Origin of the sequence: Nocardioides pollutisoli, assembly GCF_040045055.1 — a bacterium.
Lineage (GTDB): Bacteria > Actinomycetota > Actinomycetes > Propionibacteriales > Nocardioidaceae > Nocardioides > Nocardioides tweenelious.
The window spans coordinates 2,620,319-2,633,533 of the sequence record NZ_JBDZDU010000001.1 but is presented as its reverse complement, the minus strand read 5'-3'; the positions used below and the strand labels follow the sequence as shown (position 1 = coordinate 2,633,533).

The following is a 13,215-nucleotide window of genomic DNA, read 5'->3' as shown; positions in this document are numbered from 1 at the left end:
CGCGGCTTCGGTGCGGCTAGTACCAGCCGTACGACTCGGAGTGGCTCCAGGCGCCGCAGGGGCTGCCGTAGCGGTCCTGGATGTAGCCGAGGCCCCACTTGATCTGGGTGGCCGGGTTGGTCGCCCAGTCCGCGCCGGCGCTGGCCATCTTGGAGCCGGGCAGCGACTGCGGGATGCCGAAGGCACCGGAGGAGGCGTTGGAGGCAGCCGGGTTCCAGTTGCTCTCGCGGGTCCACAGCGAGTCGAGGCAGCCGAACTGGTCGGACGAGAAGCCGAACTCGGGCAGGAGCGCCTGCGCGATGCTGCGCGGGTCGCCGTCGGCGAGGTCGACCGTCTTCGTCACGGCCTGGCGGGCAGACGCGGCGCCGGCGACCGAGAGCGCCGCCTTCTTCACCGGGTCCGCGGCGGCGCGACGGTCGAAGGAGCGCGAGGTCGTCGGCTCGCGCTCGACGTCGGCCTGCGGCGTCGACAGCGGCGCCGAGACGGTCTTGCCGAGGTCCTCAGCCGCCGAGCTGATGCTGCCGGGAGCGCTCAGGACACCGCCGGAGACGGCGACGCCGGTCGCTGCGACCGCGACGGACGAGAAGAGCACCGTGCTGCGCAGGACCTTCTTCGGCGCGACGAGCGGCGTCCGCTCGACGACGTGCCGGTGCTTGGGCGTGTACTTCTTGTGCTTCGACAAGGGCTCGCAGATCGGGTAGGCAACAGGTCAGATCGGTGGGGCTGTGGACCCCGCGGACCCGGCCACCCCGCAGCGGCAGGTCACGAAAAGATCACGGCCACCCTGCCTGACGAGGGAGGTCGTTGCAAACCGAACCACACAATTCGTACGGCGAATCCGGTCACATCGAACCTCCCCCGTCACACCAGTCACAGGGGGCTCAGCAGTACTGACTACAGCGCCACGTTCTCCAGCATCTCGGTCACCAGCGCCGCGATCGGCGACCGCTCCGAGCGGGTCAGCGTGACGTGCGCGAAGAGCGGGTGCCCCTTGAGCTTCTCGATCACCGCCACGATGCCGTCGTGGCGACCGACGCGCAGGTTGTCGCGCTGGGCCACGTCGTGGGTCAGCACCACCTTGGAGTTCGCGCCGATCCGCGAGAGCACCGTGAGGAGCACGTTGCGCTCGAGCGACTGGGCCTCGTCGACGATCACGTAGGCGTCGTGCAGCGAGCGGCCACGGATGTGGGTCAGCGGCAGCACCTCGAGCATCCCGCGGTCGAGGATCTCGTCGATGACGTCCTTGGACGTCATCGAGCCGAGGGTGTCGAAGACCGCCTGACCCCAGGGCGACATCTTCTCGCTCTCGGAGCCGGGCAGGTAGCCGAGCTCCTGGCCACCGACGGCGAAGAGCGGACGGAAGACGACGACCTTCTTGTGCTGGCCGCGCTCCAGGACCGCCTCGAGGCCGGCGCACAGCGCCATCGCGGACTTGCCGGTGCCGGCCCGACCGCCGAGCGACACGATGCCGACCTCCGGGTCGAGCAGCATCTCCAGCGCGATCCGCTGCTCGGCCGAGCGTCCGTGGATGCCGAACGCCTCGCGGTCGCCGCGGACCAGGTGCACCTGCTTGTCGGGACCGACCCGGCCCAGCGCCGTGCCCCGGTCGGAGAGCAGCACCAGGCCCTGGTGGCAGGGCAGCTGGCGCGCGGCCTCCAGGTCGAGCACGCCGTCGTCGTACAGCTCGTCGAGCTCGCTGGCGGCGACGTCGAGCTCGGCCATGCCGGAGTAGCCCGAGTCGGAGTCGCTGATCGCCTCCGCGCGGTACTCCTGGGCGTCGAGACCGACCGCGGACGCCTTGATCCGCAGCGGCATGTCCTTGGAGACCAGCGTGACGTCGCAGCCCTCGTCGGCGAGGTTGCGGGCGACCGCGAGGATCCGGGTGTCGTTGTCACCGAGCCGGAAGCCCGAGGGCAACGCGGTCGGGTCGGTGTGGTTGAGCTCGACGCGGACCGTGCCACCCTCGTCTCCGATCGGCACCGGCTCGTCCAGGCGGCCGTGCAGGATCCTGAGCTCGTCCAGGGCGCGCAGCGCGCTGCGGGCGAAGAAGCCCAGCTCGGGGTGGTGCCGCTTGCCCTCCAGCTCGGTGATCACCACCACCGGCAGCACGACCTCGTGCTCGGCGAACCTGCCCAACGCCCCGGGATCGGCCAGCAGGACGCTGGTGTCGAGGACGTAGGTCCGCGCGGTCGGCGCGGCTTTAGCACGCGACTTCGCAGTGGTGGAGGAGGCGGAGCGTTGCGACTTCGGAGCCTGGGTAGGCACGATGACACCCCTTCACAGGCCGGTGCGGCACTCCGCGCCCCGGCCATCAACTCACAACGATGGACCGGAACGAGCCCGAGCGCCGAAGTGCCGGCGTCCGGTCGCGCGGCAGCGGAGCTGCCGTGCTGTGCAATCGTGACTTCTCACGAACGGGCCTCCCGATACGGCGGGCTTCCCCACCCGCCGATACTCGGAAAGTACGCCGCCGACCGGGCCAAAAAACGCGACACGCCCGGTCGCGCGGGTGAACGTCATCTGTCCGTAACGCGCCGGTGCGTCAGGAGCCGAACCGCCGGTCGCGTTGGGCGTAGGCGCGCACCGCGCGCAGGAAGTCGACCCGGCGGAAGTCGGGCCAGTAGGCCTCGCAGAAGTAGAACTCCGACTTCGCGCTCTGCCAGAGCAGGAACCCGCCGAGGCGCTGCTCCCCCGACGTACGGATCACGAGGTCCGGGTCGGGCTGGCCCTTGGTGTAGAGGTGCTCGGCGATGTGCTCGACGTCGATGATGCCGGCGAGCTGCTCGAGCGAGGTGCCCTCGGCGGCGGCCTCGTGCAGCAGCGAGCGAACGGCGTCCGCGATCTCCCGACGACCGCCGTAGCCGACCGCGACGTTGACGAGCATCCCGTCGACGTCGCGGGTGGACTCCTCCGCCGCCTTGAGCTTCTCGGCGACCGTGGCCGGCAGCAGGTCGAGCGCGCCCACCGGGTGGATCCGCCAGCGCCGCTGGTCGGCGAGCGAGGCGACCGCCTCGGCGATGATGTCGAGCAGCGGTGCGAGCTCGCGCTCGGGCCGGTTGAGGTTGTCGGTCGAGAGCAGCCACAGGGTGACCACCTCGGTGCCGACCTCGTCGCACCAGCCGAGCAGCGGCTCGATGTTGGCGGCGCCGGCACGATGGCCGTGAGCGGTGTCGCGACCGACGGCCTTCGCCCAGCGGCGGTTGCCGTCGAGCATGACGCCGATGTGCTTCGGCAGGCCTTCGGACGGCATCCGGCGCAGCATCCGCGCCTCGTACGCCGGGTAGAGCACGCGCCTGAGTCCGCGCTTCCAGTCCGCCACGTCATCGATGGTAGCCGTGCGAGTCGCCCTCACGGTTGACGTGACGTTCACCGCTTGTGGCCCTGACGTGGGGTTGGCGTGACCGTGCGCCGGGTAGGTTCGGTGCATGAGCCAGGGGATGAACGAGACCGTCCGCGTCGGCCTCGACGCGATCTCCGACGTCATCGCTGACGTCAAGCCCAAGCTGCGCGGCTGGCTGCACCTCGCCACCGCCCCGCTCACGCTGGCGGCCGGCATCGTGCTCATCGCGCTCTCGCCCGACACCACCACCCGGATCGGCTCGGCCGCCTTCACCGGCACCGCACTCGTCCTGTTCACGGTCTCGGCGATCTACCACACCGGCACCTGGTCGCCCCGGACGTGGGCCTTCCTGCGCCGCTTCGACCACGCCAACATCTTCCTGCTGATCGCCGGCTCCTACACCGCGTTCAGCCTGCTGCTCCTAGAGGGCTCCACTCGGTGGATCCTTCTCGGCACCGTGTGGACCGGGGCGATCCTGGGCGTGCTCTTTCGGATCTTCTGGACCGACGCCCCGCGCTGGCTCTACGTCCCGCTCTACATCGCGATGGGCTGGGCGGCGATCTTCTTCCTGCCGTCGTTCCTCGACGGCGCCACCCGTCTGGGCGTCGGCATCGGGATCGCGACGTTCACGATGATCGTGGTCGGCGGCGCGCTCTACACCTTCGGCGGGGCGGTCTACGGCTTCAAGCGGCCGAACCCCTGGCCGCGCACCTTCGGCTTCCACGAGGTCTTCCACACGTTCACGATCCTGGCGTTCGTGTCGCACTACGTCGGCGTCTCGATGGCGACCTACGCGATGCGTTGATTGATCAGAACTAGAACCTGTTCCTAAAGTGTGCGGGTGCCCGGAACCTCGCACCCCGCCTTCGCGCCCCTCGTCGACCTCTTCGAGGCGAACCTCACCGACGGCACCGAGGTCGGCGCCTCGCTGGCGGTGATCCACGACGGTGAGCTCGTGGTCGACCTGTGGGGCGGCGAGGCGAGGCCCGGGGTGCCGTGGGAGCGGGACACGCTCGTGCACACCTGGTCGATCACCAAGACCATGTCGGCGCTCACGATGCTGGTGCTCGCCGACCGGGGCGTGATCGACCTGGACGCCCCGGTCGCGACGTACTGGCCGGAGTTCACGCGCCGTGACGTGCTCGTCCGCCACGTCCTCGCCCACACCTCCGGCTACGCCGGTTGGACCGCGAGCCTCGACGCCGCGGGCCTGATGGACCTGCCGTACGCCGAGAGCCTGCTGGCCGCGCAGGAGCCCTGGTGGGAGCCGGGCACGGCGTCGGGCTACCACATGCTCAGCCACGGGCACCTGCTCGACGGGATCGTCCGCGGCGCCACCGGCTCGACGCTCGCCGACCAGTTCCGCGAGCTCGTCGCCGGTCCGCTGGACGCCGACTTCCACCTCGGCGTGCCCGACGACGCGCTCGACCGGTGCGCCGACCTCGTCGCTCCCCCACCTGGTGGCATCGACATCTCGGCGCTGCCCGAGGGCAACCTCCTGGTGCCGACGCTGGCCAACCCGTTCCTCGACGTCGGCGGATTCTGCAACACAGCGCCCTGGCGGCAGGTGTCGGTCGCGGCGGCCAACGGCCACGGCAACGCGCGGTCGATCGCGCAGATCCAGTCCGTCGTCTCCCACGGCGGTGGCGACCTGCTGTCCCCCGCGACGATCGACCGGATCTTCGAGGTCCAGGCCGACGGCGCCGACCTCGTGCTGCTGGTGCCGCTGCGCTGGGGCATCGGCTACGGGCTTCCCACCCCGACCGCTCCCGCCGTCCCGGACGGCCGGGTCTGCTGGTGGACGGGCTACGGCGGCTCGATCGTCGTCAACGACCTGGACCGCCGGACGACCATCGCCTACGCGATGAACCGGATGGTCATGCACTTCACGTCGTCACCCCGCACGGACGCCTACCTGAACACGGCGTACACCTGCCTCGAGGAGATCCTGTGACCAGCACGTCGACCAAGGTCTGCATCATCGGCGCCGGCTGCTCCGGCATCACCACGGCCAAGCGGCTGAAGGACCACGGCATCGACTACGACCAGTTCGAGCTGTCCGACGAGGTGGGCGGCAACTGGTACTTCCGCAACCCGAACGGGCGCTCGGCGGTCTACGAGTCGCTGCACATCGACACCTCCAAGACCCGCCTCCAGTTCGAGGACTACCCGGTGCCCGAGGAGTGGCCGGACTTCCCGAGCCACCGGTTGATGCACGACTACTTCAAGGCGTACGTCGAGGAGTTCGGGCTGCGCGACGGCATCGAGTTCGAGACCGGGGTCGACCGTGCGGTGCGCAACGCCGACGGCGGCTGGGACGTCACCCTGAGCACCGGCGAGACCCGGACCTACACGGACCTGGTCGTCGCCAACGGCCACCACTGGAAGCCGCGGCTCCCCGACTACCCGGGCACCTTCGACGGCGTGCTCATGCACAGCCACGACTACGTGTCGCCGTTCGAGCCCGTCGAGCTCCGCGGCAAGCGGGTGATCGTCGTCGGGATGGGCAACTCGGCGATGGACATCGCGAGCGAGCTGTCGTCGCCGTGGATGGCGTCTCGCCTGTACGTGTCCGCGCGGCGCGGGGTCTGGGTGCTGCCGAAGTACCGCAACGGCCAGCCGGCCGACAAGGTGATGGCACCGCCCGAGATCCCCAAGGAGCAGGCGCTGGTCGCGTCACGGGCCCTGATCCGTGAGCTGGTCGGCTCGATGAGCAGCTACGGGCTGCCCGAGCCCGACCACGAGCCGCTCGCCGCCCACCCATCGGTGAGCGCCGACTTCCTGACCAAGGCCGGCTCCGGCGACATCCACATGCTGCCCGCGATCGAGCGCCTGGACGGCTCGACGGTGCACCTGACGGACGGGTCGTCGGTCGAGGCGGACGTGATCATCTGCGCGACCGGCTACGACATGAGCTTCCCGTTCTTCGACTCCGCCGAGACCGAGCTGCACCCCGACGACGAGCACCGCTACCCGCTCTTCAAGCGGATGATCAAGCCCGGCGTCGACCACCTCTTCTACCTCGGCCTGGCCCAGTCGTCACCGACGATCGTCAACCTCGCCGAGCAGCAGTCCAAGCTGCTGGCCCGGCTGCTCGACGGCTCGTACGCGCTGCCCTCGGTCGAGGAGCAGGAGCGGATCATGCGCGCCGACGAGGCTGCTCACCTCGAGCAGTACTACGACGCCCCCCGGCACACCATCCAGATCGACTTCGGCCGCTACTGCGTCGACCTGCACGCCGAGATCGCCGCCGGAGAGGCCCGCGCGACCGCTGGTTGAGGAGGCGGCCAGCGCCGTCTCGAAACTCCCGCAGCCGACGCGGGCGCGTCGGTTTCCGGGGTCTCGAGACAGGACTTCGTCCTTCCTCAACCACCGGACGCGCTCTAGACCTGCCGTTTCTTTACCCGGGACCTCCTCAGGGCGGGTACGCGGTGACCGAACTCACCGGCGTAGCACGAACGTGCCCGCCTCCCGGAAGAAGCCTGCTCATGAAGAACGTTCGCTGGACCGTCGGCCGCCGGATCGCCGTCATCACCTGTATCGGGCTCGCGTCCGCAGTCCTCGTCACCCTCGTCGCCTGGGCCGGCGCGGGCACCGTGGCCAGCAAGGCCGAGCGCACCCGGACGCACACCGACGCCCGCGCGCTCGTCCAGGCACTCGACACCCGGTCGAGCGAGCTCAAGGTCGACGCGTTCAAGGCCGTCACCCTCGACGACCCGACGTCGTCCCAGGCGGACGTCGCGGACGACACCAAGCAGGTGGCCGAGATGATCGGCGCGCTGAAGAAGCTGCCGCTCGACCCCGACGACCTCGCGACCGTCAACGACGTCGAGGCGGCCTTCGCGGACTACACGACGACCATCGCCGCCTTCGTCGACGCCGCCGTCGCCGACCAGGCTGCTCAGCGCGCGAAGGCCGAGCAGATCCAGGCCGCGAACGACAAGATGGACGGCGCGCTCGGCGACTTCGTCGACTCGCTGGCCGGTGACGCGACCGAGGCCTCTGACACGCTCCTCGACACCACCCACGGGATGCGCACCCAGGTGCTGATCTTCGCGCTCATCGGTCTCGCTGTCGCCGCCGGCCTCGCGTGGTGGATCACCCGCGGGCTGGTCGCACCGCTCAAGGCCTCGGTGGAGGCGTTGCAGCGGTTCGCCGCCGGCGACCTGACCTACCGGCTGCCCGAGGAGTCGTCAGGCGAGGCGGGTGACATCGAGATCGCTTTCAACCGGACCATCGAGTCGGTCAGCATGATCGTGACGACCGTCGCCGGCTCCGCGGAGGCTGTCGCCGCTGCGTCCGAGGAGCTGTCCGCGTCGTCGCAGCAGATCGCGGCTGGCGCGGAGGAGACCTCGGTCCAGGCCGGTGTCGTCTCAGGCGCCGCCGACGAGGTGTCGCGCAACGTGCAGACCGTGGCCGCGGGTGCGGAGCAGATGGGCGCCTCGATCCGTGAGATCGCCTCGTCGGCCAACGACGCCGCCCGGGTCGCCTCCCAGGCGGTCGGGATCGTCGAGACCACCAACGAGTCGGTCGCCAAGCTCGGTGCCTCCTCGCAGGAGATCGGCAACGTGGTCAAGGTGATCACCTCGATCGCCGAGCAGACCAACCTGCTGGCCCTCAACGCCACGATCGAGGCCGCTCGCGCCGGCGAGGCCGGCAAGGGCTTCGCCGTGGTCGCGAACGAGGTCAAGGAGCTCGCCCAGGAGACCGCGCGGGCCACCGAGGACATCGCCCGCCGCGTCGAGGCCATCCAGGCCGACACCGGCGGCGCGGTGAGCGCGATCGGTGAGATCGCCACGATCATCACCTCGATCAACGACTACCAGCTCACCATCGCCTCGGCCGTCGAGGAGCAGACCGCGACCACGAACGAGATGTCACGCAACGTCGCCGAGGCCTCCACCGGCTCGGGCGAGATCGCGATCAACATCTCGACGGTGGCCACCGCCGCCGACACCACCACGAGCGCGGTCAGCCAGACCCTGTCCGCGATCGCCGAGCTCGCCCGGATGTCGCAGGACCTGCGCACCGAGGTCAGCCGGTTCACCATCGCCTGACCCCCACTCAGGCGACCACGGGACGTCATACGGATGGAGCGAGGGGACACACCATCCGTATGACGTCCCAGGTCGGTCAGCCCTTCTTGCCGCGGCCGTGCAGCAGGCCCAGGACCTGGGCGAGCTGCTTGTCGGCCTTCTCGGTGCGGTCGAAGCTGGTCAGGTTGAGCATCGGCTTGAACTTCTGACGGGCGATCGCCTTGGCGTAGGTGAACTCCTTGAGGCCCTCGGGACCGTGGATGCGGCCGAAGCCGGAGTCGCCGACGCCACCGAACGGCAGGCTGGGGATGCCGGCGAAGGTGATCACGCCGTTGACGGCCGTCATGCCCGAGCGCACCCGCTCGGCGATGGCCATGCCGTTGGCCTTGCTGAAGACCGTGTTGCCGAGCCCGTAGCGGGTGGCGTTGGTCTTCTCGATCGCCTCGTCCATGGTCTTCACCTTGGCGATGGTCAGGGTCGGGCCGAAGGTCTCCTCCTGCACCGCCAGCGAGTCCTCGGGTACGTCGACCAGGATGGTCGGCTGCACGAACCGGTCGCCCACGGCGTCGACGCCGCCGACCACGGCCCGCCCGCCGCGGTCGATCGCGTCCTGGACGTGGCTGCGGATCACGCCGACCTGGCTGGGCATCGTGATCGGCCCGATCTTGCCGCCCTCGGCAGCCTCCAGCCCGGAGGCCTTCGCGGTGATCGAGGCGAGGAACTCGTCGTAGACCTTCTCGTGCACGTAGACCCGCTCGACGCCGATGCAGGTCTGGCCGGCGTTGGCGCACGCGCCCCACAGGGCGGCGTCCGCAGCGGCGTCGACGTCGGCGTCGGCGTCCACGATCACGGAGTCCTTGCCGCCGGCCTCGATCACGACGGGCGTCAGGGTCTCGGCGCAGGCGGCCATCACCTTCTTGCCGGTGGCCGTGGAGCCGGTGAACGCGAGCTTGTCCACGCCGGCCCGGCACAGGAACGACCCGGTCTCGCCGAGACCGGTGACCAGCTGGAGCACCGGGCGACCCACGGCCTCCTGGAAGGTCTGGACGAGCCAGCCGCCGACGCCGGGGGTGTACTCGCTGGGCTTGAACACCACGGCGTTGCCGGCCGCCAGGGCGTAGGCGATCGAGCCCATCGGGGTGAAGACCGGGTAGTTCCAGGGACCGATCACGCCGACGACCCCGAGCGGCTTGAAGGCCACCGACGCGGACTGGTTGACCATCAGCAGGCCGGACGAGACCTTGTGCCGACCGAGCACCTTCTTGGCGTTGCCGGCGGCCCAGGCGATGTGGTCGACGGCGAGCGCGGCCTCGAGCACGGCGTCGGACGCCGGCTTGCCCATCTCGCTGCTCACCAGCTCGGCCAGCTCGGGCATCCGTCGGGTCATCAGCGTCTTCCAGGCGTTGAGGTGCGCCTTGCGCTCGGCGAAGCTCAGGCCCGACCACCAGGCGGCCTCCTCGCGGGCGCGAGCGACGGCGGCCCGCACCTCCTCCTCGGTCTGCACCGGGTAGGTCCCGACGACCTCGCCGGTGGCGGGGTTGAGGGACTCGAACGTGGAGCCGGACTGCGGTCGTGCGGGTGCCTGGGTCATGACGATCACAGTAGTGCTGTCACGGTCACCGCAACAGGGCCGACTCCAGGTCCGCGACGGTGGTCACCGGGCGCTCGCACACGAAGCCACGACAGACGTACGCCGCCGGCCGCCCGTCCACGGGCGTCCGGCCGACCAGCAGCGGGATCTCGTCGCTCGGCTCGTCCGCGACCACCACGACCGCGCCGAGGTGCCGGCGCGCGCGGCGCTCCAGCGCGTCGCGCTCCGCGGTCCGCTCGCCCACGATCGCGATCTCGACCGGGCCGTCGAGCATCGCGGCCGCGGCTGCCAGCGACCAGCCCGCGAAGCGGGGCGCCCGCTCGGCCAGCGTGGACACGGTGGCCAGGGCCGCCTCGGCCGCGTCGCGGTGACGGCCGGAGCCCGTGATGGCGGCGTACGCCGCCAGCGCGTGCAGCAGCGACGAGAGCCCGGAAGGAGATGCGTTGTCCGACGGGTCGCGCGGGCGGGCGACGAGTGCCTCGGCGTCGTCGGCCGTGTCGAAGAAGCCGCCGTCCTCGGCAGCGAAGTGCGTCAGCGCGGCGTCGAGCAGCACTCCGGCCCGTTCGAGCCAGACCGGGTCACCGGTCGCCTGCAGCAGGTCGAGGAAGCCGGACGCGACGCACCCGTGGTCCTCCAGCACGCCCGCCGGAGCACCGACGACGCCGTCGCGCGAGACGCGGCGCAGGCGACCGTCGACGACGTGCACGCGCCAGAGCAGCGACCCGACCACGGCGGCGTCCTTGACGTACGTCGGCCGGTCGAGCAGCCGCCCGGCGCGGCACAGGCCGCTGATCGCCAGGCCGTTCCAGGCCGCCACGACCTTGTCGTCGCGGGCCGGGCGTTCGCGGCGGTCCCGGGCAGACCTCAGCAACCGCTGGGCGCGGTACCACCGCGGGAGGTCGTCCGGGTCGGCGAGGAGCTGCAGCGTCGAGGTGCCGTGCTCGAAGGTGCCGGTCTCGGTGACGCTCAGCAGCTCCGCGGCCCACGGCCCGTCCTCGGGCCCGAGCACGTCGACCAGCTGGGCGGGTGTCCACACGTAGTAGGTGCCCTCGGCGCCCTCGGAGTCGGCGTCGAGCGCCGAGGCGAACCCGCCCTCCGGCGTACGCAGCTCACCGAGCAGGAACTCCGCGATGCCCTCGGCGGCCCGGACACCGATGTCGGTGCCCCAGCCGGCGTACACGCCGAGCAGCAGCGCGTTGTCGTAGAGCATCTTCTCGAAGTGCGGGACCACCCAGTCCCGGTCGACGGAGTAGCGCGCGAAGCCACCGGCGAGCTGGTCGTGGATGCCGCCGCGCGCCATCGCCTCGAGCGTCGCGCCGAGCATGTCGCGCTCCCCCTGGCGCAGCAGGAACTCCAGCACCATCGACGGCGGGAACTTGGGCGCGCCGCCGAAGCCGCCGCGCTCCGCGTCGAACTCGCCCCGCAGCGTCACCACCGCCCGGTCGAGCAGCTCGGGGGTGACCGGACCGGACGCCAGCGACGCCTGTTGCTGCAGGTGCTCCCGCAGGGTGGTGGCGACGTTGGCGATCTCGTCGCCGCGGTGGTGCCAGGCATCGTTCAGCGCCTGGAGCACCTGCGTGAACGACGGCTGCCCGTGCCGCGGCTGGTCCGGGAAGTACGTGCCGGCGAAGAACGGGTTGCCGTCGTGGTCGAGCACGCAGGTCATCGGCCAGCCGCCGCTCCCGGTCATCGACGTCGTCGCCTGCATGTAGACCGCATCGACGTCAGGCCGCTCCTCGCGGTCGACCTTGATGCTCACGAAGTGCTCGTTGAGGTACGCCGCCGTGGCCTCGTCCTCGAAGGACTCGTGCGCCATCACGTGGCACCAGTGGCAGGCGGCGTACCCCACGCTCAGCAGGACCGGCACGTTGCGCCGTCGGGCCTCCTCGAACGCCGCCGGCTCCCACTCCCACCAGTCGACGGGGTTGTCGGCGTGCTGGAGGAGGTACGGCGAGGTCGCGGACGCGAGTCGGTTCACCCGGCCAGCCTTGCAGAGACGACCCAGACCGACTCCGGTCAGGGCGTGAAGACGACCTTGATCATGCCGTCCTGCTTGAGCCGGAAGGACTCGTAGGCCGCCGGCGCCTCGGCCAGCGGCAGCCGGTGGGTCACGAACGACTCGGTGCCGAGCGGGTCGGTGTCGTCGAGCAGCAGCGGCATCAGGTCGTCGGTCCAGGCCCGGACGTTGGCCTGCCCCATCCGCAGCTGGAGCTGCTTGTCGAACATCTGCATCATCGGCATCGGGTCGGCGGCGCCGCCGTAGACCCCGAGGACGGAGACGGTCCCACCCCGGCGTACGGCGTCGATGCCGGCGTGCAGCGCCGCAAGGCGGTCGAAGCCCATCGACGTCATCAGCGGGCGCGCCACGGCGTCGGGCAGCAGGCCGACGGCCTTGATCATCTTCTCGGCCACGGGGTTGCCGCTGGCCTCCATGCCGACGGCGTCGATCACGGCGTCGGCGCCGCGGCCGGAGGTCCGGTCGCGGACCTCGGCGGCCAGGTCGTCGACCTCGTCGAAGTCGATGGTCTCCGCGCCCCGGGCACGCACCCGCTCCAGCCGCTCCGCGACGCGGTCGACCACGATCACGCGGTGACCCTCGTGGAGGGCCATCCGGGTCGCCATCTCCCCGATCGGACCTGCCCCCATCACGAGCAGGGTCCCGTCGTCGGGCAGGTCCGCGTAGCGCAGGCCCTGCCAGGCGGTCGGCAGCACGTCGGACAGGAAGACGAAGCGGTCGTCGACCGGGCCCTCCGGCACCTTGATCGGCAGGAAGTCGGCGAACTGCACGCGCAGCAGCTCGGCCTGGCCCCCGGGTACGGCGCCGTACAGGCTGCTGAAGCCGAGCAGGCTGGCGCCGGTGCCCTGGTCGCGGTTCTGGGTCGTCTCGCACTGGCTGTGCAGACCCTGCGAACAGGTCCAGCAGGAGCCACAGCTGATGTTGAACGGGACGACGACACGGTCGCCGACCTTCAGGTCCTTCACCTCGGGACCGATCTCGACGACGACGCCCATCGGCTCGTGGCCGATGATGTCGCCCGGTGTCATGAACGGTGCCAGCGGTTCGTACAGGTGCAGGTCGGAGCCGCACAGACCGGTCGTCGTGACCCGGATGATCGCGTCGGTGCCGTCGACGATCGTCGGGTCGGGCACCTCGTCGACTCGCACGTCGCGGGTGCCCTGCCACGTCACTGCCTTCATCTCTCCACCTGTTTCTGTCGGGAGAGACGAGGTACCCACGAGCCGTGGGT

Annotated in this window: 10 protein-coding genes; 4 read left to right on the top strand and 6 right to left on the bottom strand. The window is 70.5% G+C overall.

Going from position 1 to position 13,215, the window contains the following annotated elements:
- Window positions 1-16 precede the first annotated feature (16 nt).
- The 3 genes from ABLE68_RS12835 to ABLE68_RS12825 all read right to left on the bottom strand — a co-directional run bounded on the left by ABLE68_RS12835 (window position 17) and on the right by ABLE68_RS12825 (window position 3,319).
- Window positions 17-682, bottom strand: a complete 666-nt coding sequence (locus ABLE68_RS12835) for an aggregation-promoting factor C-terminal-like domain-containing protein (RefSeq protein ID WP_348871800.1) — start codon at window positions 680-682, stop codon at window positions 17-19.
- 212 nt (window positions 683-894) lie between these two features.
- Window positions 895-2,265 carry an RNA 5'-3' helicase PhoH2 gene (gene phoH2 / locus ABLE68_RS12830; RefSeq protein ID WP_425475626.1) on the bottom strand — a complete coding sequence of 457 codons (1,371 nt, stop codon included), beginning with the start codon at window positions 2,263-2,265 and terminating at the stop codon, window positions 895-897.
- Between the two features lie 277 nt (window positions 2,266-2,542).
- Window positions 2,543-3,319: an isoprenyl transferase gene (locus ABLE68_RS12825; protein WP_348871799.1), complete on the bottom strand. Its 777-nt coding sequence runs from the start codon at window positions 3,317-3,319 to the stop codon at window positions 2,543-2,545.
- Between the two features lie 106 nt (window positions 3,320-3,425).
- On the opposite strand from ABLE68_RS12825, the gene trhA reads away from it, so the two are divergent.
- From trhA to ABLE68_RS12805, 4 genes are all read left to right on the top strand, one after another.
- Window positions 3,426-4,145, top strand: coding sequence for a PAQR family membrane homeostasis protein TrhA (gene trhA, locus ABLE68_RS12820; RefSeq protein ID WP_348871798.1), 720 nt, complete (start codon window positions 3,426-3,428; stop codon window positions 4,143-4,145).
- 36 nt (window positions 4,146-4,181) lie between these two features.
- Entirely contained in the window at window positions 4,182-5,294 is a 1,113-nt protein-coding gene (locus ABLE68_RS12815) for a serine hydrolase domain-containing protein (RefSeq protein ID WP_348871796.1), read from the top strand.
- Window positions 5,291-6,619: a flavin-containing monooxygenase gene (locus ABLE68_RS12810; RefSeq protein WP_348871795.1), complete on the top strand. Its 1,329-nt coding sequence runs from the start codon at window positions 5,291-5,293 to the stop codon at window positions 6,617-6,619. The genes ABLE68_RS12815 and ABLE68_RS12810 overlap by 4 nt, the downstream gene beginning before the upstream one ends.
- Window positions 6,620-6,828: 209 nt before the next feature.
- Window positions 6,829-8,397, top strand: a complete 1,569-nt coding sequence (locus ABLE68_RS12805) for a methyl-accepting chemotaxis protein (RefSeq protein ID WP_348871793.1) — start codon at window positions 6,829-6,831, stop codon at window positions 8,395-8,397.
- A 76-nt stretch (window positions 8,398-8,473) separates the two neighbouring features.
- Here the strand turns inward: ABLE68_RS12805 and ABLE68_RS12800 are convergent, their stop codons facing one another.
- From ABLE68_RS12800 to ABLE68_RS12790, 3 genes are read right to left on the bottom strand one after another with little or no spacing between them, the layout of a single operon-like run.
- Window positions 8,474-9,967 (bottom strand): aldehyde dehydrogenase family protein, encoded by a 1,494-nt coding sequence (locus ABLE68_RS12800; protein ID WP_348871792.1) that lies wholly within the window; start codon window positions 9,965-9,967, stop codon window positions 8,474-8,476.
- A 25-nt stretch (window positions 9,968-9,992) separates the two neighbouring features.
- Window positions 9,993-11,945 carry a thioredoxin domain-containing protein gene (locus ABLE68_RS12795; RefSeq protein ID WP_348871791.1) on the bottom strand — a complete coding sequence of 651 codons (1,953 nt, stop codon included), beginning with the start codon at window positions 11,943-11,945 and terminating at the stop codon, window positions 9,993-9,995.
- A 38-nt stretch (window positions 11,946-11,983) separates the two neighbouring features.
- Window positions 11,984-13,165 carry an alcohol dehydrogenase catalytic domain-containing protein gene (locus ABLE68_RS12790; protein ID WP_348871790.1) on the bottom strand — a complete coding sequence of 394 codons (1,182 nt, stop codon included), beginning with the start codon at window positions 13,163-13,165 and terminating at the stop codon, window positions 11,984-11,986.
- Window positions 13,166-13,215 lie beyond the last annotated feature (50 nt).

Coding starts and splice junctions, on each gene's coding strand:
- ABLE68_RS12800 (WP_348871792.1), bottom strand. CDS start 9,967: ATGACCCAGGCACCCGCACGACCGCAGTCCGGCTCCACGTTCGAGTCC.
- ABLE68_RS12790 (WP_348871790.1), bottom strand. CDS start 13,165: ATGAAGGCAGTGACGTGGCAGGGCACCCGCGACGTGCGAGTCGACGAG.
- ABLE68_RS12805 (WP_348871793.1), top strand. CDS start 6,829: ATGAAGAACGTTCGCTGGACCGTCGGCCGCCGGATCGCCGTCATCACC.
- trhA (WP_348871798.1), top strand. CDS start 3,426: ATGAGCCAGGGGATGAACGAGACCGTCCGCGTCGGCCTCGACGCGATC.